We start from the raw sequence: 25,418 nt of genomic DNA on the forward strand, positions 1-25,418 counted from the left end.
TCGAACAGTGCCAGGCCGCGCCAGGCGCCGGCGCCGGGTGAGCAGCTGGTCGCGCAGCAGTCGCCAGTGCCGCGCCGCGGGCTTGGGGTGCGCGGCGTGGCTGGACTCCTGCGCCAGTCGCGCGCGGCCGTTGTCGATCAGTCGGCCGTAGGCGACGCCCGATGGGCAGACGATCTCGCAGGCACGGCAGGTCAGGCAGGTATCCAGATGGCGGGTGATGTCGGCGTCGGGCGCGAGTTCGCCCTGGCTGATGCCGAGCAACAGGCTGATCCGCCCGCGTGGGCCGTCGGCCTCGTTGTCGCTCAACGCGAAGGTGGGGCAGTGCGGTACGCAGATGCCGCACATGACGCAGTCGAGCGCATCCGAGCGGATGGCCTCGTCGAGGTGGCGCGTCGGGTGGTCGCTCGGGTCGGTGGCAGTCATGCGCAAAGAGTGCAGTGGCGTGATGTGGCGGTCAAGGCAGGCGATGGCGCGTCAAGTAAGGGGGGGGGGGCGAGGGCGTCGTGAGGCCCTGGGGTGGACGGCAGGCGCCCAGCGCGGGGCGGTCCCGACAAAAAAGTGTCGGTCGGGCTTGACGGCCCGTGGAGTATTAGTATATCTTGATACCGTGAATTGCTTATCCTCCTTTGGTGGTTCTTGTTGTTGCCGGCTCCTGCCGGCATTTTTTTTGTCTGCGATACACGCGTTGACGACCTGACGCCCATCGGTGCGGAAAGTCCTTCGCTTTCGGCGCCGATGCGTTTTATACTCCGCGGTTCTCCACGTTCGGGCCGGTTGTGAAATCGGTCTTGCGGGGTGCGTTGCCTTCGGGTAGACTTCGCGCCCTCTTGAAATCAATGTATCGCTTCTGGTTTGGGAGCTGTCGATCCATGAAAACCTATTCCGCCAAGCCGGCCGAGGTCAAACGCGACTGGTACGTCATCGATGCATCCGGCAAGACGCTGGGTCGCCTGGCTACCGAGGTCGCCCGTCGCCTGCGTGGCAAGCACAAGGCCGAGTACACCCCGCACGTCGATACCGGTGACTACATCGTTATCGTCAACGCGAAGGACATCAAGGTCACTGGCAACAAGGCCAAGGACAAGATGTATCACTTCCACACCGGGTTCATCGGCAACATGAAGCACTTCACCTTCGAAAAGCTGATGGAGCGTTCCCCGGAGCGCGTCATCGAGCTGGCCGTCAAGGGGATGCTGCCGAAGAACGCTCTCGGTCGCCAGATGTACACCAAGCTCAAGGTCTACGCCAACGCCGAGCACAATCATCAGGCGCAACAGCCGCAGCCGCTCGAGATCTAAGAGAGACTACCCATGGCAATGACACAGAATTACGGAACCGGTCGTCGCAAGAGATCCTCCGCACGGGTATTCCTGCGTCCGGGCACCGGTAACATCACCATCAACGGCAAGCGCATCGAAGACTTCTTCGGTCGCGAAACCGCGCAGATGGTCGTGCGCCAGCCGCTGGAGCTGCTGGAGCTGAGCGACAAGTTCGACGTCGTCGCGACCGTTGCTGGCGGTGGCCCGAGCGGCCAGGCCGGTGCCGTTCGTCACGGTCTGACCCGTGCGCTGATGGACTACGACGAGTCGCATCGTCCGAAGCTGCGCGAAGCCGGCTTCGTGACCCGTGACGCGCGTCAGGTCGAGCGTAAGAAGGTCGGTCTGCGCAAGGCACGTCGCTCGGTTCAGTTCTCCAAGCGCTGATCCGACGCCGTCCGGCCCCGTGCCGGATGCCTGCGAGACGAGAGCCCCGCCATCGAGCGGGGCTTTTGCTTTGCCCGGTCGAAACGTTGCGGGCCCGCTGAGCTGGTGGCGGGGAACTGGCACCGCGCCTGGCTCAGGCTCCCGGCTTTGCCGAGCCCCTCCTGGTCCGGTCAACGGGTCACGCGCCGCTCACACGCGCGGTTGCCGGGGAGGCGACATCCCCGCGACGCGGCATCTCGTGCCGGGCGAGCCGCTATTCCTCGAGCCTGATCCGACGCAGGCTGTAATCCCCGCCGTGGTTGACCAGCGTCACGCCCTGGAACGGGTCGCGCAGCCCGTTGTCCTGAACGCGCAGCAGGCGCCGGTCGTCCACGTGGACCTCCATCCGCCCGCTCTTATCGCGGGTCCAGGCGATGCGGTGAAAACGGCCATCCTCGAGATCGAGCCGGCCGTCGTGGCGGGCGATCACCTCGGCGTTGCCGGAAACCAGGCGCAGCAGGGCGAGCGCCGGCTCGGAGCCCGCGGAATAGACCAGTCGATAGCCGGTGCCGTCGGGGCGATCGCCCTGGAAAAGCCCCACCTCGAGTTGGCCGGGTTGCTCGCGTGAGGCGAGGTCCATTTCCATGGCGAAGTCGTTGCCGACCGGGGCGTTGGTGATGATCCTGGCCGGCTGGGTGGGGGCGGTCTGTTCGTCCTGTCGGCCGCTGCGCTGTTCGAGGATCATCCCGAGTACGGCCAGGCCGATGTCCTCGGGGCGATCCGAATTCAGCCCGCCCATGGCGCGATCATTCGCCGTGGTTGTGTCCACGATGCTGCGCAACCCGTTCCGGTCGACCTCGAACTCGCCGTTGAGCACCGTCCAGGACGGATTGTTGCGGTAATTGCCGTCGCTGAAGTCGTCCTGCAGCACCACGCGGGGGCTGCCGTCGTGTTCGACCTGCTCCGGCTTGGTCTGGCGCAGGCGCTCGAGCAGGTCGGCAGTGGCACGGCCGTCCCGGTACAACCCCATGTCGGCCTGGTACTGACGGATCGCGCTGCGGCTGCGGTCGCCCATGATGCCGTCGGTCGGACCGGCGTCGTAGCCCAGCCGGTTGAGTTCGCGCTGGACCTCGGCCACGCGTTCCTGCTCGGACAGGCTGTCGACCGGCGGGCGCGATGACGATGGCGTCGGCGACGACGTGGAGTCGTCCGCCTGCCAGTCACGTGCGGCCTGCTGGGCCTGGGAAACCTGCCGGGCGGTCATGCGCTCGGCGAGCAGGTCGCGCGCCTCGGCGGCGTGGCGATGGCCGTTTGCCGCGGCCAGGTTGTACCACTTGTGGGCCTCCACGAAATCCTGCGTGGTGCCGTTGCCGGCCTCGTGCAGGCGGCCGAGCATGTACTGGGAATAGGCATCACCCCGGTCGGCCGATTCGCGGAATTCCTGCAGGGCCTCCCGGTATTGCTGTTGGTCGTAATGGCGCATCGCCTGCGTGAAGTCGGCGCTGGCCACGCCGATTGAGCCGGCGAGGACGAGGCCGATGGTGAGGGTCTTGGTGATCACAGTCGCACCTCCAGTGGACTGACAGGGCGGTCGTCGTCCGTGTTGTCGGGATGATCGGTCCTTGGAGCCTAGCACCGGGGGTGGCGGGATGCGTGAGGTGTCGAGCTGTTGAGGGCGATGCGGGGTGCGTCGGGGCCCGCGCCGCGCGCCGGGGGCGAAAGGGGCAGGCAAAAAAGAGGCCGATGGCATCGCCATCGGCCCTTGCGTTGCGGGGTTGGTATGCCGGTGTCCCGGCATGGACGCGTCGACCGGCTCAGGAGTCCCCGGCGTTGGCCTGGCGCGTCGCCTCGAGGATTGCCTCGGCGTCCTGGCGTTCCTGCTCCAGGCCGAGCTTGTCGTAGGCGCGGATCAGGAGCTTGAGTGCCGGGATGGTGGAGGTCGAGCCGTTGTACTTGTCGAGTGCCGACTGGGCCCGGTTGGCGGCGGCGAGCCACGCGCCGCGGCGCATGTAGTACTCGGCGACCTCGACCTCGTGCTTGGCGAGCGAGTTGCGCACGTCGATCAGGCGGCGGCTGGCGTCATCGACGTACTGGCTGTCGGGGTATTGCTCGACCAGGCGGGAGAAGGACTTGTAGGCCTCCTCGAGTACCGACTGGTCACGCTTGGAAAGGTCCGGCGGGGCGATCTTGTTGATCAGCGAGTCGCCGCGGCTCATGTTGGCCAGGCCCTTGAGATAGAGGGCGTAGGCCACATTGTCACCACGCGGGTGCAGCTGGATGTAGCGATCCGCCGCGGCGATGGCCGAGTCCGGCTCGTCGTACTTGTAGTAGGCGTAGGCCACTTCCAGCTGGGCCTGCTCGGTGTAGGCACCGAACGGGTAGCGGCCCTCGAGGGTCTCGTACTTCTTGATCGCCGTTTCGTAGTCCGCCCGCCGCATGGCCTCGTTGGCCTCCTGGTAGAGCTGGCTGGCCGAGGCGGTGGGATCGGAAAGATCCACGCGATCGTCGTCGGACTTGGAGAACCAGGAGCAGCCGCTGGCGAAGGTGACCATGCCGGCAATCAGTGCCGCGCGGGCGAGGTGCCGGGGAAGAGTTCGGCGAGTGGCCGGGCGGTTACGGTCGCGATGCTGGGTCATGGTCAGGAGTGAAGGGCCGCTGGCAATGGTGAGTGGATGCCGACCGCCCCGGGCCGCACCGTGCGGCGCGTTGATGGGGCGGGCGTTAGCGGATAATCTTCGCAGATAAGATGCTAAAAACCAACCGATCTCATGACGGGTGTCGACCCGTCTTTTTCATGTCTCGACGGACGGCAGCAGACTGCGGTTCGTCCCCGGTTCAAAGGCTGATTTCCGACCGATGGATGTAGAACGTAACGCGTCGATTCCGGCCGAGCTTGCCGGCATGCGTCTCGACCAGGCGGCAGCCCAGTTGTGGCCGGACTTCTCCCGCAGCCGAATCCAGTCGTGGATCAAGGGCGGGCAGGTAACGGTGGACGGTCGTTCAATGCGCCCGCGCGACACGGTGCTGGGTGGCGAGACCCTATCCCTGAGCACCGAGCTCGAGCAGCAGAGCGAGGACCAGGCCCAGGCCATCCCGCTGGATATCGTCTTCGAGGACGAGCACCTGCTGGTGGTCAACAAGCCGGTCGATCTGGTGGTGCACCCCGGCGCCGGCAATCCCGATGGTACGCTGGTCAACGCGCTGCTCCACCACGACCCGGACCTGGCATTGCTGCCACGCGCCGGCGTGGTGCATCGGCTGGACAAGCAGACCAGCGGCCTGCTGGTGGTGGGCAAGACCCAGGCGGCCTACCAGGCACTGGTGGCCGATCTGGCCGAACGGCGCATCGGTCGGGAGTACGATGCGGTGGTGATCGGCCACCTGATCGCCGGCGGTACGGTCGATGCGCCGATCGGGCGCCACGCCCGCGATCGCCAGCGCCAGGCCGTGGTGCCCCAGGGCAAGCCGGCCGTCACGCATTACCGGGTGGTCGAGCAGTTCGGCGAGCACACCTGGTTGCGCGTCAAGCTGGAGACCGGACGCACGCACCAGATCCGGGTGCACATGGCGCACATCCGCCACCCGATCGTGGGCGATCCCGTCTATGGTGGTCGGCCGCGCCTGCCGCCGGGCGCCGAGGACATGCTGGTGGAGGTGCTACGCGACTTCGGTCGCCAGGCGTTGCACGCGCGTCGCCTGACGCTCACGCACCCGGAGACCGGCGAGACGCTGTCGCTCGAGGCCCCGTTGCCCGAGGACATGGACGAATTGATCGAATTGCTGCGCGACTATCGCGACGGCGTTGACGACGGAGAGGCCGAGGTTATCTATGTCGCGGATCCTGACTGACGCCCCCGAGGGCAGTCGTTTCATCGAGGCCACCTGGCCGGCGCCGGGCGGCGTGCGTGCCGGCGTGACCACCCGCATCGGCGGTCACAGCCGTCCGCCGTTCGACGGCTTCAACCTGGCGACCCACGTCGGCGACGACGCCGAGGCCGTGGCGGCCAATCGCCGCGATCTCGCCGAGATGCTCGGGTTGCCGGGGGCGCCGCGCTGGCTCAACCAGACCCACGGCACCACGGTGGTCGGGCCGAACGTGCCCACCGATCGCCCCGAGGGGGACGCCGCCTACACGGACCGGCCGGGCGAGGTGCTGGCGGTGCTGACGGCCGACTGCCTGTCGGTGACGCTCGCCAGCCACGACGGCCGGGAGGTGGCCGTGGCCCACGCCGGCTGGCGCGGGCTGGCCGCCGGCGTGATCGAGCGCACCGTGAACCGCTTTTCCGTGGCCGGCGACGGCTTGATGGCCTGGCTGGGCCCGGCGATCGGCCCGGCGCATTTCGTGGTCGGCGAGGAGGTGCGCGAGGCCTTCATGCGCGAGTACCCGGCCGACGCCTCCGCCTTCCGGGCGGCCGCCGAGACCGGCAAGTACCACGCCGACCTGTTCGCGCTGGCCCGCTCGCGGTTGCGTCGACAGGGGATTACCCGCGTGTTCGGCGGCGAGCGGGATACCTACGCCCTGCCCGAGCTGTTCTACTCGCATCGCCGCGACCAGGGCGAGACCGGCCGGATGGCCACCCTGGTCTGGCGCGAAACCGACGGATCAAGAGGACGACCGACATGAATCAACCCTGGCTTCTGCTGACCCTGGTCGGGGCGGATCGACCCGGCATCGTCGCCCACGTCACGCGGGTGCTGTTCGGCGTGGGCGCCGAACTCGGCGAGACGGCGATGATGCGCCTGGGCAACCAGTTCGCGATCATGATGATGGTGCGCGGCGCCGGCAACCCGGAAGAGGTGGCCGGTCTGCTCGAATCCACCCGCGCCGATTTCGGCCTCAAGCTGCACGTCGACGAGATCGACGCGGCCCTGCACCAGCACCGCGAGCCCGATGTCTCGGTCATCGTGCACAGTGCCGATCGCAGCGGGATTGTCGCCGATGTGACCGCCGCGCTGCTCGAGGCCGGCATGAACATCCTCGACCTGCGCTCCGACGTGGGCGGGTCGACTGACAAGCCGATCTACATCATGCAGATCGACGGCGAGAGCAGTCAGGGCATCGAGCCGATCGAGCAGTGCGTGGCGCGCTTTGCCGACCAGGGGCTGACCGTGCGCGTCACCCCGCTCGAGACGATGCGGGGGTGAGCGTGGAGCCGCTGCCGATCCTGACCTACCCGGACGAGCGCCTGAAAACGGTCTGCGAGCCAGTCGAGCAATTCGACCCGGAGTTGCGCGAGTTCGCCGAGCACCTGCAGCACACGGCCGACCAGGGGCCGTCGGCGGTCGGCATCGCCGCCCCCCAGGTGGGGCGCATGCAGCGCCTGTGCCTGGTGGACGCGACCCGCGCCAAGCGCCCGGTCGACAACAATGGCCCGCTGGTGCTGGTGAACCCGGCGATCACCAACTGGAAGGGCTTTGCCGTCGGCCGCGAGGGCTGCCTGTCCATCCCCGACTACACCGGCAAGGTGATCCGTGCCGAGACCATCGAGTTGACCGCCCAGGATATCGAGGGCCGTACGGTCACCTTTAAGATGAAGGGCTTCGAGGCGCGCATCGCCCAGCACGAGATCGATCACCTCGACGGCATCCTGTTCTTGGACCGGCTCGTGAGCCGGCACGCGGACCTGCGCGAGCGGTAAGCCTGACTGTCGTCGAATCGTGACCGGGCTGACACGCGCCGGTCACGCGCCGCTGGGATAACGGTGGGGTGGCCATTGCCGGAGGTGCCCCATGCAGACTCGCCTGCCCAGTTGCCCGCCATCCCGTCCCACTCTTCATCATTACCGCACGGTGATCGTCTCCGACGTCCACCTGGGCACGCCGGACGCCCGCCCCGACCGGCTGCTCGAGTTCCTCGGCACCGTTCACTGCGACACCCTGATCCTCAACGGCGATCTGCTCGACGTCTGGCAGATGCAGCGCCGCCGCTGGCAGTGGTCGGCGGAAAAGAGCGAGCTGTTCCGCCGGCTCCAGGCCCTGGTCGAGGCCGGTACGCGGGTTGCCTATGTGCCCGGAAACCACGACGAGTGCTTTCGCGCCTTCGTCGGTCAGACGTTCGCCGGGGTGTCGTTGCACAGGGAGCTGCACTTGACGCTGGCCGACGGTCGTCGCGCGCTGGTGCTGCACGGCGACGAATTCGATGACGAGATTGCCCCTTCCTCACCGGCCCGCTGGCTGGGCGATCTCGGCTATGGCGGGCTGTTGCGACTGGATCGCCTGCGCCGCCGCCTGAAGCAGCTCTTGGGCCGCCGCCCAGGCCATCACCTGGGGCGCGGCGATCGGCACGGGTCGCTGGTTCGCGCGATCAAGACGCGCGTGCCGGGGGCTCGGGCCCATGTCGCGCGCTTCGAGGCGGCGGCCCTGGCCCACGCCCGGCGCGAGGGCGTTGACGTCATCGTCTGCGGCCACATCCACCATCCCAATCTGCGCCAATGCGACGGCGTCACCTATGCCAATAGCGGCGACTGGGTCGAGGGCTGTTCGGCGCTGGTCGAGCACGCCGACGGTTCACTCGACGTGATCGAATGGGATGGCTTGTCCGCCGTCAGTCCGAGTGCGCCCGCCGACAGAACGCCCGAGTCGGAGCCGGAGGGTCCGGTCGCGATCAGCGGGAACTGAGCCGCCGCGAACCGGCACCGGGCGTCCCGCCTCTTGAATACCCCGATGCCGTGCCTACATTCCTAGGCAGTTACACGAATTCCGACGGCATACGAGGTGCTTTCAATGCGGATGGACAAACTGACCGCCAAGTTCCAGATGGCGCTGGCCGATGCGCAGTCGCTGGCCGTGGGCCAAGATCACCAGTTCATCGAGCCGGTCCATCTGATGGTCGCCTTGCTCGACCAGGAAGGCGGCACCGTGCGTCACCTGCTGACGCAGTCCGACATCAACGTCAACCTGCTGCGCTCGCAACTGGGTGAGATGCTCGACCGGCAGCCCGCCGTCTCCGGCGGCGAGGCGGGCGAGGTGCACATCTCCAACGATCTCTCGCGCCTGCTCAACGTCACCGACAAGCTCGCGCAGAAGCGCAGTGACCAGTACATCTCCAGCGAGCTGTTCGTGCTCGCCGTGATCGAGGACAAGAGCGAGCTCGGCGAGACATTGCGTCGCGCCGGTGCCTCCAAGGGCGCGATCGAACAGGCGATCGACAAGCTGCGTGGCGGCCAGTCGGTCGACGATCCCAACGCCGAGGACGCCCGCCAGGCCCTGGAGAAATACACCATGGATCTGACCGAGCGCGCCGAGCAGGGCAAGCTCGATCCGGTCATCGGCCGCGACGAGGAAATCCGTCGCGCCATCCAGGTGCTCCAGCGGCGCACCAAGAACAACCCGGTGCTGATCGGCGAGCCCGGCGTGGGCAAGACCGCCATCGTCGAGGGGCTGGCCCAGCGCATCGTCAACGGCGAGGTGCCCGAGGGCCTCAAGGACAAGCGCGTGCTGGCGCTCGACATGGGCGCGCTGCTGGCCGGCGCCAAGTTCCGCGGCGACTTCGAGGAGCGCCTGAAAGGGGTGCTCAACGACATCGGCAAGGCCGAGGGGCGGGTGATCCTGTTCATCGACGAGATCCACACCATGGTCGGGGCCGGCAAGGCCGACGGGGCGATGGATGCCGGCAACATGCTCAAGCCGGCGCTGGCCCGCGGCGAGCTGCACTGCATCGGCGCGACCACGCTCGACGAGTACCGCCAGTACATCGAGAAGGACGCCGCGCTCGAGCGCCGCTTCCAGAAGGTGCTGGTCGACGAGCCGTCCACCGAGGACACCATCGCGATTCTGCGCGGCTTGAAGGAGCGCTACGAGGTCCACCACGGCATCGAAATCGGCGATCCCGCGATCGTCGCCGCCGCCCAGCTCTCGCAGCGCTACATCACCGACCGGCAGCTGCCCGACAAGGCGATCGACCTGATCGACGAGGCGGCCAGCCGCATTCGCATGGAGATCGACTCCAAGCCCGAATCGATGGACCGCCTCGAGCGGCGCCTGATCCAGCTCAAGATCGAGCGCGAGGCGCTTAAAAAGGAGTCCGACGAGGCCTCCAAGAAGCGCCTGGCCAACCTCGAGGAGGAGATCGAGACGCTCGAGCGCGAGTACTCGGACCTCGAGGAGATCTGGAAGTCCGAGAAGGCCGCGGTCGCCGGCACCACGCACATCAAGGAGGCGCTGGATCGTGCGCGCACCGAGCTGGAGACCGCGCGGCGGGCGGGCGATCTGACCCGCATGTCCGAGCTGCAGTACGGCCGCATCCCCGAGCTCGAGCGCGAGCTGGCCGAGGCGCAGACCCAGGAAGAGCAGGGCGAGACCGAGAAGCCCAAGCTGTTCCGCAGCACGGTTGGTGCCGAGGAGATCGCCGAGGTGGTCTCGCGCTGGACCGGCATCCCGGTCTCCAAGATGCTCGAGGGCGAGAAGGACAAGCTCTTGCGCATGGAAGAGGCGCTCGGCAAGCGCGTCATCGGTCAGTCCGAGGCGGTCGAGGCGGTATCCGATGCGATCCGTCGCTCGCGCGCCGGGCTGTCCGATCCCAACCGCCCCAACGGCTCGTTCATGTTCCTCGGCCCCACGGGCGTGGGCAAGACCGAACTGACCAAGGCGCTGGCGACCTTCCTCTTCGACACCGAGGAGGCGATGGTGCGCATCGACATGTCCGAGTTCATGGAGAAGCACTCCGTGGCCCGCCTGGTCGGGGCGCCCCCGGGCTACGTCGGCTACGAGGAGGGCGGTTACCTGACCGAGGCGGTGCGCCGCAAGCCGTACTCCGTGATCCTGCTCGACGAGGTGGAGAAGGCCCACCCGGACGTCTTCAACATCCTGTTGCAGGTGCTTGACGACGGGCGCCTGACCGACGGTCAGGGGCGCACGGTCGACTTCCGCAACACCGTGATCGTGATGACCTCGAACCTCGGCTCGCAGCGCATCCAGGAACTGGCCGGTCAGGATGCCGACTACGAGCAGATGAAGACCGAGGTGCTCGAGATCGTCGGCCAGCACTTCCGCCCCGAGTTCATCAACCGGGTCGACGACGTGGTGGTCTTCCACCCGCTCGATCGCAGCGAGATCCGCAAGATCGTCGACATCCAGATCGAGTATCTGCGCAAGCGTCTCGCCGACCGCGAGATCGGGCTGTCGCTCACGGATGCCGCTCTGGATGCGCTGGGCGAGGCGGGCTTCGACCCGGTCTACGGGGCGCGGCCGCTCAAGCGGGCCATCCAGCATCGCCTGGAGAACCCGCTGGCCCAGGCGATCCTCAAGGGCGAGTACCTGCCCGGCGAGACGGTCGCGGTCGACGTGCGCGACGGCGAGCTCACCCTCGGCAAGGGCTGATCGCCGCGGGCAAGCCGCTCGATCGTTCTGACTCAAGGGCCACCGGTGGCGACGCCGGTGGCCTTTTTCGGTTATGGTTTGCGCCACGTTTCCCATCGGGACGGTCGGCACGACTGCCATACGCGCTTTGCGCGCAGAACCGTCCCTAGCGCAAGGATCCCCGCGTGGCCCTGAAGATCATCGAAATCGTTGCGCCGGCCAGCGAGAAGGCCGCGATCGCCCGCATTGCCGACTCGCACGACGTGGTCGATTGGTGGCGTACCTCCTCGTTCGAGGACGAGCGCTTTTCCACCGAACTGGTGGTGCGGCCCGAGGGCCAGCAGGAGGTGCTCGACGACCTGCAGCAGATTCTCGATCGCTGCGAGGACGCGCGCATCATCATCTTCGGCCTGCAGGCGACCCTGCCCGCCGCCGGCGACGAGGAGGGCGAGGCCGAGTCGCGGCGCTCGACCGCCTCGCGCTCACGCGAGGAGCTCTACGCCGAGGTCGCCGGGGGTGGCGCCATCACCTCGACCTACCTGCTGCTCTGCGGGCTGTCGGCGGTGGTCGCCGCGATGGGCATGCTCGAGGACAGTGCCGCGGTGGTGATCGGGGCGATGGTGATCGCGCCGTTGCTGGCCCCCAACCTGGCGTTGGCGCTGGGCACCACGCTTGGGGACCCCGATTTGTCCCGGCGCGCGATTGCTGCGAACCTGGCCGGCCTGGCCCTGTCGGTCGGCCTGGCCCTGTTGATGGGGCTGGTGCTCGATCCGGTCACCAACAGTCAGCTGCTCGATCGCACCGACGTGAGCTATCCGGCGATGATCCTCGCCCTGGCCTCCGGGGCGGCGGCGGTGCTGTCGCTGACCTCGGGGGCCGCGGCCGGCCTGGTGGGGGTGATGGTGGCCGTGGCGCTGATGCCGCCGGCCGCGGCCCTGGGGCTGTTCGTCGGCTGGGGGCAATGGGACAATGCGATTGCCGCCGGCCTGATGCTGGCGATCAATATCGCGGCGATCAATCTTTCGGCCAAGCTGGTGTTCGTGCTCAAGGGCATCTCGCCGCGGCACTGGCCGGAAAAGACCCGCGCGCGCCGGTCGATGCGCTGGTCCTTCGCCTTCTGGGGCATGTCGCTGCTGGTGCTGGCCGGGCTGATCTGGCTGGCAAAATACTAGGGGCATCCAGTGCGCGTAGAGCCCCCATCCGAGTTTCCCTAGCTATATGTTCACGTAACACGAGGAAGATCGACCCGTGCAGGATTTCCGTCAGGCCTTCGTCCAGTTTGCCGTGGAGCACCAGGCGCTCCGGTTTGGTGAGTTCACGCTCAAGTCCGGGCGCGTCAGCCCCTACTTCTTCAACGCCGGGTCCTTCGCGGACGGCCAGGCGCTTTCTGCGCTGGGCGGGTTCTATGCCGACGCGATCCTGGATGCCGGGATCGAGTTCGACGTGCTGTTCGGTCCGGCCTACAAGGGCATCCCGCTGGCGGCGGCCACGGCGATCGCGCTGGCCGAGCGGACCGGCGAGCCGGTGCCGTGGTGCTTCAATCGCAAGGAGGCCAAGGATCACGGCGAGGGCGGCAACTTGGTCGGCGCGCCGCTCTCCGGTCGGGTGCTGATTATCGACGACGTGATCACCGCGGGCACGGCGATCCGCGAGTCGCTCGAGTTGATTCGCGCCAATGGCGCCACCGCCGTGGGCGTGGCGGTGATGATGGACCGACAGGAGCGGGGCCAGGGCGAGCTGTCGGCGATCGGCGAGCTCAAGCGTGACCACGACCTCGACGTGGTCGCGATTGCCAATCTCGACGGGTTGATCGAGTTCTGTGCCAGCGATGCGAACCTGGCCGAATCGGCCGAGGCCATGGCCAACTACCGCAAGGAGTACGGCGTGGCCGACTGAGTCGGCCCGTTTCGTTTGCGGCAATGAAAAAAGGCCCCGCTCGAGAGCGGGGCCTTTTGCTGCACCGGGTTGCCGGGCGCCGGCAACCCGGCGCGCGATCAGATGGACTTGATGCGGTTGACCAGGGTCGACTTGCGACGCGCAGCCGTGTTGCGCTTGAGAATGCGCTTGGTCACCATCCGGTCCAGGATCGGCTGGGCTTCACGATAAGCTTGCTGCGCCTTGTCCGCATCACCGTCCTTAACGGCCTTGATGACGGCCTTGTAGGCGGTGCGTACCTGCGAGCGCATCGCCATGTTGTGCTGGCGGGCTTTCTCAGCCTGGCGAACGCGCTTTTTGGCTTGAGCGGTATTGGCCACGGGTAAACTCCTCGAATTCGGCTATAAATCTGGTGAAACGTGATGGAAACATCAGTTCAAGGCGCGGGATTATGCCATACCGGTGGGTGTAGTCAAGAACAATCCCGTCGCCGCTGACCACGAGCGGCCACCGCGGACAGGCGCTGCGGTATCCTGCCGGACATGGATCACCATCATACCGCCAATCCCTCTCATGCCGCGACTCCGACCTGCTGGACGGTGGTCGTGCCGGGTCCCTTCTTCGGCGGGTTTACCTACCATTTCGATCTTGACGCCGGCCCCGCCCCCGGGGTGCGCGTGCGGGTGCCGTTCGGTCAGTCCGAGCGGGTGGCCGTGGTGATCGAACCGGCCTCGGCCGAGGGTGAGCAGGAGACGCGCCCGATCCTCGAGGTGCTCGACGAGGCGCCGCTGCTGGATGATCGCACGTTGGCCTGCCTGCGCTGGGCGGCCGCCTACTATCACCACCCGTTGGGCGAGGTCGTCTTCGCCGCCCTGCCCAAGGCCCTGCGCGGCGAGCGTCGCCTCGAGGTCGAGGCACTGGTCTCGACCCCGGCCGGTCGGTCGGCGCTGGAGGCGGGTGAGGCGAAAGGCGAGCGGCAACGCGAGGCCTTGTCGCGGTTGGTGACGTCAGCCGGGCCGGTGCCGGTCGCGAAGCTGGGGCCGGCCGCGGTGCGGCGTCGGCTGGTGGAGAAGGGCTGGGCCGAGCCGACCCGGATGACCGCACCCGCCGAGTGGTCCGTGCCCGTCGAGCCGGGGAGCGAGGCGGCGCCCGCGCTCAACGCCGAGCAGCAAGGCGCCGTCGACGCCATCGTCTCGGCCGGCGAGGGCTTCCGGGCCTGGCTGCTGCACGGGGTGACCGGCAGTGGCAAGACCGAGGTCTACCTGGCCTTGATCGAGCGCGAGCTGGCCGCCGGTCGCCAGGTGCTGGTGGTGGTCCCGGAGATCTCGCTCACCCCGCAGTTGATCGATCGCTTTGCCCGGCGGCTGTCGGTGCGCCCGGCCGTGTTGCACTCGGGGCTGGCCGACGGCGAGCGGCTGGCGGCGTGGCGGGCGGTGGCCGCAGGCACGGCCGGGTTGGTGATCGGTACACGCTCGGCGGCCTTCGTGCCGCTGGCCCGGCCGGGCCTGATCGTGGTCGACGAGGAGCACGATGCCGCGCTCAAGCAGCAGGAGGGCTTCCTTTACCACGCCCGCGACGTGCTGGTCTGGCGGGCACGGCAACTGGCCATTCCCATCCTGCTGGGCTCGGCCACGCCGTCGCTCGAGAGCCTGCGCCATGCCTGGGACGGTCGCTACGGCCACCTGCGGCTGACCGAACGGGCGAGCGGGGCGACCATGCCGGCGATCCATTGCCTGGACGTGCGTGGCCAGACGATGGTCGCGGGGCTCTCCCCGGCGTTGCTGCGCGCGATCGAGCGCCACCTGCTCGCCGGGGGGCAGGTCATGCTGTATCTCAACCGGCGCGGTTATGCCCCGAGCCTGGTCTGTCATGCCTGCGGCTTTGTGGCCGGCTGCCCGCATTGCGACGCGTTTCTTACCTGGCACCGGCAGATCGGGCGGTTGCGCTGCCACCACTGCGGCTTCGAGCAAGGCGTGCCGGCGGACTGCCCGTCCTGCCAGGCGCCGCTCTCGGTGCGCGGCATGGGCACCGAGCAGCTGGAGGACGTGCTCGCCGCCCGTTTTCCGGGGTTCGGTATCGTGCGATTGGACCGCGACGCCACCGCCGGCAAGGGGGTGATGGCCGACAGCCTTGCCCGCATCGCCCGTGGCGAGGCCCGCCTGGTGGTGGGCACCCAGATGCTGGTCAAGGGGCATGATTTCCCCGGCGTGACCCTGGTGGGCGTGGTCAACGCCGACCAGGCGCTGTTCGCCTCGGACTTTCGCGGGCCGGAACGCTTCGCCCAGTCGCTGTTGCAGGTGGCCGGGCGTGCCGGGCGCGCCGAGCGTCCCGGCGAGGTGCTGGTGCAGACACACGATCCCGAGCATCCGGTGCTGCGCCGTCTGCTTTCCGAGGACTACGAGGCGGTGATGGCCGCCCAGCTGGTCGAACGGGAACAGGCGGAGTTGCCGCCGACGCGCTTCGCCGGGTTGATTCGCGCCGACGCGCCGCAGGCCGATGCCGCGCGAGGCTTTCTCGCGGGCGTCGCCGACCAGTTGCGTGAGCGCTTCGGCGACGAGCTGGCCGTCTGGGGGCCGGTGCCGGCACCGCTGGCACGGCGGGCGGGGCGTTATCGCTTTCAGCTGTTGCTGCTCGCGCAGGTGCGCAGCACACTGCATCGTGCCTTGTGGGCGGTGGATGACTCGGTCGGCAGTCGACGCCTGGGGGGGGCGGCTGCGCTGGTCGATCGACGTCGATCCGATCGATCTCGCCTGACGGCGACGGCCGGTGCATTACACTGTGGGGAAATCCCCTCGACCTGGAGAATAGCGACGTGAAGAAGATCGAAGCGATTATCAAGCCGTTTCGGCTGGACGACGTGCGTACCGCGCTGATGGACCTGGGCATCAACGGCCTGACCGCCACCGAGGTGAAGGGCTTCGGCCGGCAGAAGGGGCACACCGAGCTCTATCGTGGCGCCGAGTACGTGGTCGACTTCCTGCCCAAGGTGAAGCTCGAGGTGGTCATCAGCGATGACCAGGAAGACTCGGTCGTCGATGCCATCGTCAAGGCGGCCTATTCGGGCAAGATCGGTGACGGCAAGATCTTCGTCTCGCCGGTCGAGCGCGCGGTGCGCATTCGCACCAGCGAGGAGAACGAAGACGCCCTCTGAGTTGCGACCGGCGGATTCAGCCGTCGATCAGGCGTTCGAGGCGGTAGGGCGTCGCGTCGAGGCGAGTCTCGCGCCCGGCCATGCGGTCGGCGAGTAGTTCCGCTGCGGCGGGCGCCATGGCCAGGCCGTTTCGATAGCCGCCCGTGTTGGCCCAGAGGCCGCCGATGGCCGGGTGTTCTCCCAACAGCGGGAGTTCGTCGGCCGAGCCCGGGCGCAGACCGGCCCAGCGATGGGTGATCCGCGCCCCGGTCAGTTGCGGCCAGAGGCGGCAGGCCGTGGCGTGCAGTCGCGCCTGGGCCGCCTCGTCCACCGTCTTGTCGAATCCTGCGTTTTCCACCGTGGACCCGATCACCACCGAGCCGTCGCGGCGCGGGATCAGGTAGACCCCGCCGTCCATCAGGATGCGATCGAGCCCGTTCTCCGCACGCGGTTCGAGGCGCAGCATCTGGCCCCGGACCGGGAACAGGCTGCCGTCTGGCAGCCCCGGGATCAGCGACTCGCTCCAGGCACCGGCCGTGACCACGACCCGGTCGGCCTGCAGTTCGCCTTGGCCGGTCGCGACCCCGGTCACGCGCCCGTTCTCCAGCAGCAACCCCTCGGCCGCGCAGTGCTCGCGCAGCGCGATGCCGCGTGCGTGCAGGGTGTCGGTCAGCGCGTCCAGCAGGTAGGGGTTGCGCACGTTGGCCACCTCGGGCAGCCATAGGGCATGGGTTTCGGCCTGCCGACGCCATTGGTGGGCGATGCCGACGGATTCGAGCGTCGCGCCGATCGACTCGACCGTCTCGCCGTCACCGATCGGGTCGAGGATTTCCATGCCGGTGACCCAACGTTCGGGGTCGACGGGCGAGTCGAGCGAGTCGAGCAGGGCGGGGTAGCGGCGCATGCCCTCGGCGGCGAGCCGCAGGACGGGCATGGGGTAGCGCCAGGCATACAGGGGGCAGAGGATGCCGCCACCGGCCCAGGAGGCCTCGGTGCCGGCGCGATCGCGATCGAGCACGACCACCGAGGCGCCGTCCCGTTCGAGGGCCAGGGCGCTGGTCAGGCCGGCGATGCCGGCGCCGACGACGATGATGTCGAAGCGGGTCGAGCTCACGGGAAGACGATGCCACCTGGCTCGGACACGGCCCGATTCCCGCCATGGCGGAGTCAGGCAGACCCCGTGACGCCCCCATGGGGTGGGGCGGTATCGGGGGCGGCGTCCGGGAAAACTGGAGCGGGTGAAGGGAATCGAACCCTCGTCTTAAGCTTGGGAAGCTTCTGCTCTACCATTGAGCTACACCCGCAGGATTGGTCTGTCCCGCCGCCATTCCTGTGACCTTCAGCGCCCGGTTGAATCGACAGTGCCGATTCAACCGGGCTCCCGTTGGGCGAGCCGGGCAGGGCTCATCCGCGGCGTTATGGCTCTTGGCAAGGGCGTTGCCATTACCGGCGAGCCATGCCTTGCGGCTAAGCCCTTCCCGACACGCTGAAGGCTACAGGAATAGCGGCGGGACACACCGGGGGCAATTATCCTGTCCGGCCGGCGCAAACGCAAGCCGGCGATCGGTTCGCGGGGTTCAGTCGAGCGGCGGCAGTTCGTCGCTGTCGGACTTGTCGCTCTTGATCCCGCTGGAGTCGGCGGCAGCGGCCTTGAGCTCGTCCTGGCCGCTGCCGAAGCTCATCAGCCATTCCATGTTGCTGCGGCTGTCGGCATTCGCCAGCGCCTCGTCGCGCGAGATCAATCCCTTCTTGAAGAGATCCAGGATCGACATGTCGAAGGTCATGGTGCCGGCCGAGGCGTTCTTCTCCATCGATTCCTTGATCGCGTCGACCTCGCCGCGCTTGATCAGGTCGGAGACCAGCGGCGTGTTGATCAGGATCTCGACGGCCGGCAGGCGTTTGCCGCCGCTGCCGATGATCAGACGCTGCGAGATGATCGCCTTGAGGTTGAGCGACAGGTCCATCAGCAGCTGGTCGCGCGACTCGGAGGGGAAGAAGCGGATGATCCGGTCGAGCGCCTGGTTGGCGTTGGTCGCGTGCAGGGTGCTGATGCACAGGTGGCCGGTGTCGGCGTAGGCCAGTGCGTGTTCCATGGTCGCCCGGTCGCGTACCTCGCCAATCATGATCACGTCGGGTGCCTCGCGCAGGGCCTCCTTGAGGGCCGCGGCGTAGGAGCGGGTATCGACACCTACCTCGCGCTGGTTGACCACCGAGTTGCGGTGCCGGAAGGCGAATTCCATCGGGTCCTCGACCGTGAGGATGTGCCCCGGGCGTGCCTCCGCGCGGTGGTCGATCATGGCCGCGAGCGTGGTCGACTTGCCCGAGCCGGTCGCGCCGACCACCAGGATCAGGCCGCGGCGTTCGGTGATCAGGTCCTCGACCACCATCGGCAGGTTGAGGTCGGCCGCACGCGGGATCTCCGCCTGGATGTAGCGGATCACCAGCGACCACTCGCCGCGCTGCATGAAGACGTTCATGCGGAAACGGCCGATGCCCGGGCGCGACAGGGCGACGTTGAGCTCGAGGTTCTCGAGGAAGTCGTCGATCTGGTGCTGGTTGAGCACCGAGCGCGCCAGTTCCTCGACCTGGCCGCTGCGCAGCCGGTCTTTGCCGATGAAGCGCATCTCGCCCTGGATCTTGATCGCCGGCGTCGTGCCGCTGGAGAAGTACAGGTCGGAGCCTTCCTTGTCGGCGAGCAGCTTCAGGTAGGGTTCGAGGCTCAGTTGGCTCATGTGTCAGCGTCCTGTTGAGGTCGTGGGGCGGCTCAGTCGGCCTCGACCTTGAGGTCGTCTTCCGAATCGTCCTGGCGGCTCTTGGGCAGGCCGCGCTTGCTCTCGAGCTTGATGCGCAGGCGCAGGTCGTTGACCGAGTCGGCCTTGCTGATGGCCTCGTCGTAGTCGACCTGGTGGCTGTCGTAGAGATCGAACAGCGCCTGGTCGAAGGTCTGCATGCCCAGCTCGCGCGAGCGCTTCATCACTTCCTTGATCTCGGAGACGTCGCCCTTGAAGATCAGGTCGCCGATCAGGGGTGTGTTGATCAGCACCTCGACGGCCGGCACCCGGCCCTCGCCATCCGTCTTTCTCAGCAGTCGCTGCGAGATCACCGACTTCAAGTTGAGCGACAGGTCCATCAGCAACTGCTGGCGTCGCTCCTCGGGGAAGAAGTTGATGATGCGGTCGAGCGCCTGGTTGGTGTTGTTCGCGTGCAGCGTGGCCAGACACAGGTGGCCGGTCTCGGCGAACGCGATGGCGTGATCCATGGTCTCGCGGTCGCGGATCTCGCCGATCAGGATCACGTCGGGGGCCTGGCGCAGGGTGTTCTTCAGTGCCGCCGCGAAGGATTCGGTGTCCACGCCCACCTCGCGCTGGGTGACGAGGCAGCCCTTGTGCTTGTGGACGAACTCGATCGGGTCCTCGATGGTGACGATGTGCCCGCGCGAGTTCTCGTTGCGGTAATCGAGCATCGCCGCGAGCGAGGTCGATTTACCCGAGCTGGTCGCGCCGACGAAGATCACCAGGCCGCGTGCGGTCATGGCGATCTCGCCGAGGACGTCCGGCAATTTCAGATCAGCAAAATTGGGGATGTCCGAGCGGATCATCCGCAGGACCATGCCCTCTGAGCCACGCTGCATGAAGGCGTTGACACGGAAGCGCGCGATCCCTGGCAGGGCGATGGCGAAGTTCGCCTCGTGGGACTCCTCGAAATGGGCCACCTGCTTGTCCGTCATGATCGAGCGGACCAGCATCTGGGTGTTTTCCACCGAGAGCTTCTGGTCGGTCAGGTGGACGACCTTGCCGTCGATCTTGGCCGACGGCGGGGCGCCGACGGTGACGAACAGGTCGGAGGCGTCGCGTTCGACGGCCCGCTTGAGGAGGGCCTGTACGTAGTTGGCTGCTTGCTGACGGTCCATCGTAAGTTCCCGGCTTGCGTTCTCCGCCTGGCCAGCACGTGCTGGTCGCTGCGGATCGAGTGAGCGGGGCGAGCGCACAATTTATGGCCGGCCACGGCTGGCGTCGGCCCGCGCGGTTGCCCCGGCGCGTGGCAGTTACATGAAGTCGTTCTTGTTCTTCGCCCGACCCCGAGCCAGCTCCTTGGAGACCACGCCGCGGCTGACCAGTTGCTTGAGGTTCTGGTCGAGCGTCTGCATGCCCTGGGCCTGGCCGGTCTGGATCGCTGAGTACATCTGGGCGACCTTGTTCTCGCGGATCAGGTTGCGGATGGCCGGCGTGCCCAGCATGATCTCGTGCGCCGCGACGCGCCCGCCGCTGATCTTCTTGAGCAGCGTCTGCGAGATGACCGCGCGCAGGGACTCGGAGAGCATCGCGCGCACCATGTCCTTCTCCGCCGACGGGAAGACGTCGATGATCCGGTCGATGGTCTTGGCCGCCGAGTTGGTGTGCAGGGTGCCGAAGACGAGGTGGCCGGTTTCCGCGGCGGTCAGCGCCAGTCGGATGGTCTCGAGATCACGCAGCTCGCCCACCAGGACCACGTCCGGGTCTTCGCGTAGCGCGGAGCGCAGGGCGGCGTTGAAGCTGTGGGTGTCGCGATGCACCTCGCGCTGGTTGACCAGGCACTTCTTCGAGTCGTGGACGAATTCGATCGGGTCCTCGACGGTGAGGATGTGGTCGTTGCGGTGGTCGTTGATGTAGTCGACCATTGCCGCGAGCGTGGTCGACTTGCCCGAACCGGTCGGGCCGGTGACCAGCACGATGCCGTTGGGGTAGTCGCACAGGTCCTGGAAGACCTTGGGCGCGTCGAGCTGCTCGAGGGTGAGCACCTTGCTCGGGATGGTGCGGAACACCGCACTCGCGCCGCGGTTCTGGTTGAAGGCGTTGACACGAAAACGGGCATGGCCGCGCAGTTCGAAGGAGAAGTCGACCTCGAGGTTGTCCTCGTACTCCTTGCGCTGCCGGTCGTTCATGATGTCGTACACCATGGTGTGGACATCCTTGTGTTCCATCACCGGCACGTTGACCTTGCGGATGTCGCCGTCGATGCGCACGCGAGGTTGCTCGCCGGCCGACAGGTGGAGGTCCGATGCCCCGTTCTTGACGGTGAACATCAGCAGGGAGTCGATATCTCGGGATTCGGCCATGCGATCGTCCTTTGAGGGGGAAGGCCCCGTTACAAGTCCATTGGTGGTGCCTGTCGAAGGCCCGGAGGCCCCGTGGTGACGGGGCTCGGCCTTCGTTGCAGACAAGGTAAAACGAACACGCACAAGGTGCAAGATGGGAAATCGAGAAAGCGCATACCGCGGCATCGTCGGGCGGATTGCCGCCGCCGCTGAGAGTCGGTCCGAGCCGGCGGGCGAGGTGAGGCTGGTGGCCGTGAGCAAGCGCCAGCCGGTCGAGGCGATCCGGGCACTGGCCGAGCTGGGCCAGCGCGACTTCGGCGAGAACTACCTGCAGGAGGCCCTCGACAAGCAGTCCGAACTGGCCGACCTGTCCTTGACCTGGCATTTCATCGGGCCGATCCAGTCGAACAAGACCCGCGCGATCGCCGCGCACTTCGACTGGGTCCACAGCGTCGATCGCGTCAAGGTTGCCCGGCGCCTGGGGGAGCAGCGCGATCCCTCGTTGGCGCCACTGAAGGTCCTGATCCAGGTGAACGTCGACGGCGAGGAGAGCAAGTCCGGCGCCGACCCGGCGGACGTGCCCACCATCGTCGCCGCCTGCGCCGAGTCCCCCACGCTCGAGTTGCGCGGGCTGATGTGCATCCCGCGGCCCGGTAACACGACGGCGTTCGAGCAACTGGCCGCCCTCAACCGCTCGTTGCCCGAGCCCCTGCCCGATCTCTCGATGGGCATGAGCGGCGATTTCGAGGCCGCGATCGCCGCCGGGGCCACGATCGTGCGCGTCGGTACCGCCCTGTTCGGGCCACGAGACTGAACGTGTCCGGGCCGTTCCCGGTCGCCATTCGTGTTATTTTCTTAGGCCTTCGTTCCCGTTCACGTACAGCTGGCAGGTGAGACAATGAATGCCTCGCGGATAGCGTTCATCGGTGGTGGCAACATGGCCGCCGCATTGATTGGCGGCATGCTCAAGGACGCGCCGGCCGGCGCCCGGCCCTCGATCGTGGTCGCCGAGCCGGATGCCGATCGGCGTCGCGGACTCGCCGACCAGCTGGGTGTCGAGGTCACCGAGGTCAACCACGCGGCCATCGACGGGGCGCAGCTGGTGGTCCTGGCGGTCAAGCCGCAGGTGATGCAGACCGTCGCCGAGGGTCTCGCGCCGCAGCTGGCCGCCGGCCAGCTGGTGGTCTCGATCGCCGCCGGCATCCCGGTGGCCGCGTTGGCCCGTTGGCTCAACGGCCACGCCGCGATCGTGCGTGCCATGCCCAATACCCCGTCGATGGTCGGCTGCGGTGCCACCGGGCTGTTCGCCTCCGAGGCGGTCAGCCGCGAGCAGCACAGCGATGCCGAATCGCTGATGCGTGCGGTGGGCGTGGTCCAGTGGCTCGAGGACGAGGCGCAGATCGACGAGGTCACCGCGCTGTCCGGCAGCGGCCCTGCCTACGTGTTCTACCTGATGGAATCGATGCAGTCGGCGGCCGAGGGCATGGGCATGGCGCCCGACGTGGCGCGCCTGCTCACCCTGGAGACCGTCTTCGGTGCCGCCAAGCTCGCGTTGGCGGCCGACGATTCGCCGGCCGAGCTGCGCCGCCGGGTCAGCTCGCCGGGCGGGACCACCGAGCGGGCGATCGCGACCCTGGACGAGGCGGGCGTGCGCGATGCCTTCGCCCGCGCCATTCGTGCCTCGCGCGATCGCAGCCGCGAGCTGGCGGCCGACGTCGACAAGCGCGCGGCGGATTGAATCGATCCCAGTCGGGGCGGCCCGTCGGCCGCCAACCAACAACCTGTCGAGTGATTTCAGATGAGCGGTAGCTTCGGTGATCCGAGCGTTTTCCTGATCCGGGTGCTTTTCGAGCTGGTGGCCTTCGTCGCCTTCGCCCGGTATTTCCTGCAACTGTTCCGGGCGAATTTCTACAACCCGGTGACCCAGGCGATCGTCAAGATCACCGACCCGGTGCTCAACCCGCTGCGCACGGTGATCAAGCCGGTCGGTCGCCACGACCTGGCCGCGCTGGTGTTCGGCGTGGTCATGGTGGCGCTGATGGTCTGGGCGATCACCGCGATGCAGGGCGTGGGCATGACCGGCACCGGGGTGTTCATCGGCACGGTCTACTTCACCTTCCTGACGGTGACCAACCTGTTCTTCTGGACCGTGCTGCTGCGCGCGGTGGCCTCCTGGCTGGGCAACGACCGCTCGCCGGGCGTCGCCTTTCTCGCCGATCTCACCGACCCGGTGGTCGACCCGGTCCGCCGCGTGCTGCCGCCGATCGGTGGGATCGATCTCTCGCCGCTGGCCGTTTTGCTGATCATCCAGGTCGCCCAGATGGTGGTCGGCAACATGCTGATGGGCTGAACGCGACGGGATGAATGCCAAGGGGACGTTGATGAGCGCATCCACGACAGACAACGCCGCGGTTCACGGTGCAAGCGCCCAGCCGGGTTCGGTAGGGCTGGTCGAGCCGCAGACCGCGCGCATCGACACGCCGCTGCTGCTCGATTGCGGTCGGCGTATCGAGAGCTATGACCTGGTCTACGAGACCTACGGCGAGCTCAACGAGCGCGCCGACAATGCCGTGCTCATCTGCCACGCGCTGTCCGGGGACCACCACGCCGCCGGTCGGCATCGCCCCGAGGACCGCAAGCCGGGCTGGTGGGACACCGCCATCGGCCCGGGCAAGCCGATCGACACCGATCGCTTCTTCGTCGTCTGCGTGAACAACCTGGGTGGCTGCAAGGGCTCGACCGGGCCGCTCTCCGAGAACCCGGAGACCGGGCGCCCCTACGGCCCGGACTTCCCCATCCTGACCGTGCGCGACTGGGTCAACAGCCAGCACGCCCTGATGCGCCGGCTCGGCATCTCGCGCTGGGCGGCGGTCACCGGTGGCAGTCTCGGCGGCATGCAGGTGATGCAGTGGGCGATCAGCTACCCGGAGGCGATCGCCCACGCGGTGGTGATCGCCGCGGCGCCCAAGCTCTCGGCGCAGAACATCGCCTTCAACGAGGTGGCGCGCCAGGCGATCATCACCGACCCGGACTTCCACGACGGGCGCTACGCCGAGCACGGCGTGATCCCGCGCCGCGGGCTGATGCTCGCGCGCATGCTCGGCCACATCACCTACCTGTCGGATGATGCCATGCGCGCCAAGTTCGGCCGCGAGCTGCGCTCGGGCAAGGTGCAGTATGGCTTCGACGTGGAGTTTCAGGTCGAGTCCTACCTGCGCTATCAGGGCACCAGCTTCGTCGACCGCTTCGATGCCAACACCTACCTGTTGATGACCAAGGCGCTGGACTACTTCGACCCGGCCGCCGAGGCCGACGACGATCTCGCCACCGCGCTGGCGCCGGCCACGGCCCGTTTCCTGGTGGTGTCGTTCACCTCGGACTGGCGCTTCTCGCCGGCCCGCTCGCGCGAGATCGTTCGCGCGCTGCTGGCCTCGGGCAAGTCGGTCTCCTACGCCGAGGTGGAGGCGCACCAGGGGCACGATGCCTTCCTGATGCCGATTCCCTACTACCACCAGGTGCTGCGTGGCTACTTCGACAACATCGCCCGTGATCTGACCGAGGAGGGCCGCGCATGAACCGTCCCGACTGGGATATCGTCACCGGCTGGATCCGCGAGGATGCCCGCGTACTCGACCTGGGCTGCGGCGACGGGGCGCTGTTGCGTCACCTGATCGCCGAGCGCAGCGTGCGTGGCGTGGGCATGGAGGTGGACGACGAGCGGGTCGCGCGCGGCGTGGCCGCCGACCTGAACGTCATCCAGGCTGACCTCGACGACGGCATTCGCGACTGGTTCGAGGCGAGGAGCTTCGATTACGTGGTGGTCAGCCAGACCATCCAGGCGATCCGGCACCCCGAGCGCCTGCTCGGCGAGATGCTCGATATCGCCTCGGAGGGCATCGTGACGTTCCCCAACATGGGTTACTGGCGCAACCGCTGGCAGCTGGGCGTGCAGGGCATGATGCCGACCACCAAGGCGCTGCCCAACCCCTGGTACAACACCCCCAACATCCATCTGTGCACCCTGCGCGACTTCGAGTCGCTCTGCGAGGGGCTGGGGATCGAGATCCTCGACCGGGCCGTGGTCGACCAGAACCGCCGCAGCTCGCCGCTGCTGCGCGCGCTGCCCAACTGGTTCGGCGAGCACGCGATCTACCGCATCCGCAAGCGCGTTGTGTGAGACACCCCGAGAGATGGCTGACGCCGTCTCTCGGTGTCCGCTTCCCTGGGGAAACTCTGCACGATTCGATGACGTCTCTGCGGGACCTCCAAGGGGCCAGATGCAAGGCGCCGTCCGCCGTGAAGGGCCGTCGCCCTTTACCAAGGGCTGGACCGGATCGGCACGACGCCGATCCGGCCGGCG

The 25,418-nt window shown here is 67.5% G+C and carries 25 protein-coding genes and 1 tRNA gene; 17 read left to right on the forward strand and 9 right to left on the reverse strand.

Features of this window, described 5'->3' with window-relative positions; genetic code table 11:
- Positions 1–423, reverse strand: a 423-nt coding sequence (locus FAZ79_RS09600) for a 4Fe-4S dicluster domain-containing protein (protein WP_136867754.1), incomplete at its 3' end; no start/stop codon positions are given.
- A 446-nt stretch (positions 424–869) separates the two neighbouring features.
- Between FAZ79_RS09600 and rplM the strand changes: the two genes are divergently transcribed.
- Together rplM and rpsI are read left to right on the forward strand one after the other, a co-directional pair.
- A complete protein-coding gene (gene rplM / locus FAZ79_RS09605; RefSeq protein WP_136867755.1) occupies positions 870–1,298 on the forward strand; it encodes a 50S ribosomal protein L13 in 429 nt (142 codons plus the stop codon).
- A gap of 12 nt (positions 1,299–1,310) precedes the next feature.
- Positions 1,311–1,703 (forward strand): 30S ribosomal protein S9, encoded by a 393-nt coding sequence (gene rpsI, locus FAZ79_RS09610; RefSeq protein WP_136867756.1) that lies wholly within the window; start codon positions 1,311–1,313, stop codon positions 1,701–1,703.
- Positions 1,704–1,956: 253 nt separating this feature from the next.
- Here rpsI and FAZ79_RS09615 read toward each other — a convergent pair whose 3' ends face one another.
- Both FAZ79_RS09615 and FAZ79_RS09620 read right to left on the reverse strand, forming a co-directional pair.
- On the reverse strand, positions 1,957–3,243 hold the full coding sequence (locus FAZ79_RS09615; protein WP_169303663.1) for an SEL1-like repeat protein: 1,287 nt from the start codon (positions 3,241–3,243) through the stop codon (positions 1,957–1,959).
- A gap of 253 nt (positions 3,244–3,496) precedes the next feature.
- The gene (locus FAZ79_RS09620) at positions 3,497–4,318 is read right to left on the reverse strand and encodes an outer membrane protein assembly factor BamD (RefSeq protein ID WP_136867758.1); all 822 of its coding nucleotides are present in this window, start codon (positions 4,316–4,318) and stop codon (positions 3,497–3,499) included.
- Positions 4,319–4,538: 220 nt separating this feature from the next.
- Between FAZ79_RS09620 and rluD the strand changes: the two genes are divergently transcribed.
- The 8 genes from rluD to pyrE all read left to right on the forward strand — a co-directional run bounded on the left by rluD (position 4,539) and on the right by pyrE (position 12,875).
- A complete protein-coding gene (gene rluD, locus FAZ79_RS09625; RefSeq protein WP_136867759.1) occupies positions 4,539–5,531 on the forward strand; it encodes a 23S rRNA pseudouridine(1911/1915/1917) synthase RluD in 993 nt (330 codons plus the stop codon).
- Positions 5,512–6,306 (forward strand): peptidoglycan editing factor PgeF, encoded by a 795-nt coding sequence (pgeF, locus tag FAZ79_RS09630; protein ID WP_136867760.1) that lies wholly within the window; start codon positions 5,512–5,514, stop codon positions 6,304–6,306. Before rluD ends, pgeF begins: the two co-directional genes overlap by 20 nt.
- Positions 6,303–6,827, forward strand: coding sequence for an ACT domain-containing protein (locus FAZ79_RS09635; protein WP_136867761.1), 525 nt, complete (start codon positions 6,303–6,305; stop codon positions 6,825–6,827). Before pgeF ends, FAZ79_RS09635 begins: the two co-directional genes overlap by 4 nt.
- 2 nt (positions 6,828–6,829) lie before the next feature.
- Complete coding sequence (gene def / locus FAZ79_RS09640) at positions 6,830–7,321, forward strand: peptide deformylase (RefSeq protein ID WP_136867777.1); 492 nt, start codon at positions 6,830–6,832, stop codon at positions 7,319–7,321.
- Between the two features lie 91 nt (positions 7,322–7,412).
- The gene (locus tag FAZ79_RS09645) at positions 7,413–8,300 is read left to right on the forward strand and encodes a UDP-2,3-diacylglucosamine diphosphatase (protein ID WP_136867762.1); all 888 of its coding nucleotides are present in this window, start codon (positions 7,413–7,415) and stop codon (positions 8,298–8,300) included.
- Positions 8,301–8,411: 111 nt separating this feature from the next.
- Positions 8,412–11,000, forward strand: a complete 2,589-nt coding sequence (gene clpB / locus FAZ79_RS09650) for an ATP-dependent chaperone ClpB (RefSeq protein WP_136867763.1) — start codon at positions 8,412–8,414, stop codon at positions 10,998–11,000.
- A 164-nt stretch (positions 11,001–11,164) separates the two neighbouring features.
- A complete protein-coding gene (locus FAZ79_RS09655) occupies positions 11,165–12,151 on the forward strand; it encodes a TIGR00341 family protein (RefSeq protein WP_136867764.1) in 987 nt (328 codons plus the stop codon).
- Between the two features lie 76 nt (positions 12,152–12,227).
- Positions 12,228–12,875 carry an orotate phosphoribosyltransferase gene (pyrE, locus tag FAZ79_RS09660; protein ID WP_136867765.1) on the forward strand — a complete coding sequence of 216 codons (648 nt, stop codon included), beginning with the start codon at positions 12,228–12,230 and terminating at the stop codon, positions 12,873–12,875.
- Between the two features lie 98 nt (positions 12,876–12,973).
- On the opposite strand, the gene rpsT is transcribed toward pyrE, so the two are convergent.
- The gene (rpsT, locus tag FAZ79_RS09665; RefSeq protein WP_058574633.1) at positions 12,974–13,234 is read right to left on the reverse strand and encodes a 30S ribosomal protein S20; all 261 of its coding nucleotides are present in this window, start codon (positions 13,232–13,234) and stop codon (positions 12,974–12,976) included.
- Between the two features lie 162 nt (positions 13,235–13,396).
- On the opposite strand from rpsT, the gene FAZ79_RS09670 reads away from it, so the two are divergent.
- Both FAZ79_RS09670 and FAZ79_RS09675 read left to right on the forward strand, forming a co-directional pair.
- Complete coding sequence (locus tag FAZ79_RS09670; protein ID WP_136867766.1) at positions 13,397–15,670, forward strand: primosomal protein N'; 2,274 nt, start codon at positions 13,397–13,399, stop codon at positions 15,668–15,670.
- A complete protein-coding gene (locus FAZ79_RS09675; protein WP_136867767.1) occupies positions 15,667–16,005 on the forward strand; it encodes a P-II family nitrogen regulator in 339 nt (112 codons plus the stop codon). The genes FAZ79_RS09670 and FAZ79_RS09675 overlap by 4 nt, the downstream gene beginning before the upstream one ends.
- Positions 16,006–16,021: 16 nt before the next feature.
- Here the strand turns inward: FAZ79_RS09675 and FAZ79_RS09680 are convergent, their stop codons facing one another.
- The 5 genes from FAZ79_RS09680 to FAZ79_RS09700 form a co-directional block, all read right to left on the reverse strand.
- The gene (locus FAZ79_RS09680; protein WP_169303664.1) at positions 16,022–17,098 is read right to left on the reverse strand and encodes an FAD-dependent oxidoreductase; all 1,077 of its coding nucleotides are present in this window, start codon (positions 17,096–17,098) and stop codon (positions 16,022–16,024) included.
- Positions 17,099–17,214: 116 nt separating this feature from the next.
- Positions 17,215–17,288, reverse strand: a tRNA-Gly gene (locus tag FAZ79_RS09685).
- Between the two features lie 273 nt (positions 17,289–17,561).
- On the reverse strand, positions 17,562–18,716 hold the full coding sequence (locus FAZ79_RS09690) for a PilT/PilU family type 4a pilus ATPase (RefSeq protein WP_136867769.1): 1,155 nt from the start codon (positions 18,714–18,716) through the stop codon (positions 17,562–17,564).
- A gap of 32 nt (positions 18,717–18,748) precedes the next feature.
- The gene (locus FAZ79_RS09695) at positions 18,749–19,894 is read right to left on the reverse strand and encodes a PilT/PilU family type 4a pilus ATPase (protein ID WP_136867770.1); all 1,146 of its coding nucleotides are present in this window, start codon (positions 19,892–19,894) and stop codon (positions 18,749–18,751) included.
- A 135-nt stretch (positions 19,895–20,029) separates the two neighbouring features.
- On the reverse strand, positions 20,030–21,079 hold the full coding sequence (locus FAZ79_RS09700; RefSeq protein WP_136867771.1) for a type IV pilus twitching motility protein PilT: 1,050 nt from the start codon (positions 21,077–21,079) through the stop codon (positions 20,030–20,032).
- A gap of 133 nt (positions 21,080–21,212) precedes the next feature.
- On the opposite strand from FAZ79_RS09700, the gene FAZ79_RS09705 reads away from it, so the two are divergent.
- The 5 genes from FAZ79_RS09705 (at position 21,213) to metW (ending at position 25,235) form a co-directional block, all read left to right on the forward strand.
- The gene (locus FAZ79_RS09705; protein ID WP_136867772.1) at positions 21,213–21,872 is read left to right on the forward strand and encodes a YggS family pyridoxal phosphate-dependent enzyme; all 660 of its coding nucleotides are present in this window, start codon (positions 21,213–21,215) and stop codon (positions 21,870–21,872) included.
- An 84-nt stretch (positions 21,873–21,956) separates the two neighbouring features.
- Positions 21,957–22,796 carry a pyrroline-5-carboxylate reductase gene (gene proC, locus FAZ79_RS09710; RefSeq protein ID WP_136867773.1) on the forward strand — a complete coding sequence of 280 codons (840 nt, stop codon included), beginning with the start codon at positions 21,957–21,959 and terminating at the stop codon, positions 22,794–22,796.
- A 60-nt stretch (positions 22,797–22,856) separates the two neighbouring features.
- On the forward strand, positions 22,857–23,408 hold the full coding sequence (locus FAZ79_RS09715) for a YggT family protein (protein WP_136867774.1): 552 nt from the start codon (positions 22,857–22,859) through the stop codon (positions 23,406–23,408).
- 31 nt (positions 23,409–23,439) lie between these two features.
- Positions 23,440–24,633, forward strand: a complete 1,194-nt coding sequence (locus FAZ79_RS09720; RefSeq protein WP_136867775.1) for a homoserine O-acetyltransferase — start codon at positions 23,440–23,442, stop codon at positions 24,631–24,633.
- Positions 24,630–25,235, forward strand: a complete 606-nt coding sequence (metW, locus tag FAZ79_RS09725) for a methionine biosynthesis protein MetW (RefSeq protein WP_136867776.1) — start codon at positions 24,630–24,632, stop codon at positions 25,233–25,235. Before FAZ79_RS09720 ends, metW begins: the two co-directional genes overlap by 4 nt.
- Positions 25,236–25,418: the final 183 nt, after the last annotated feature.

Source organism: Guyparkeria sp. SB14A (assembly GCF_005096345.1).
Taxonomy (GTDB): domain Bacteria; phylum Pseudomonadota; class Gammaproteobacteria; order Halothiobacillales; family Halothiobacillaceae; genus Guyparkeria; species Guyparkeria hydrothermalis.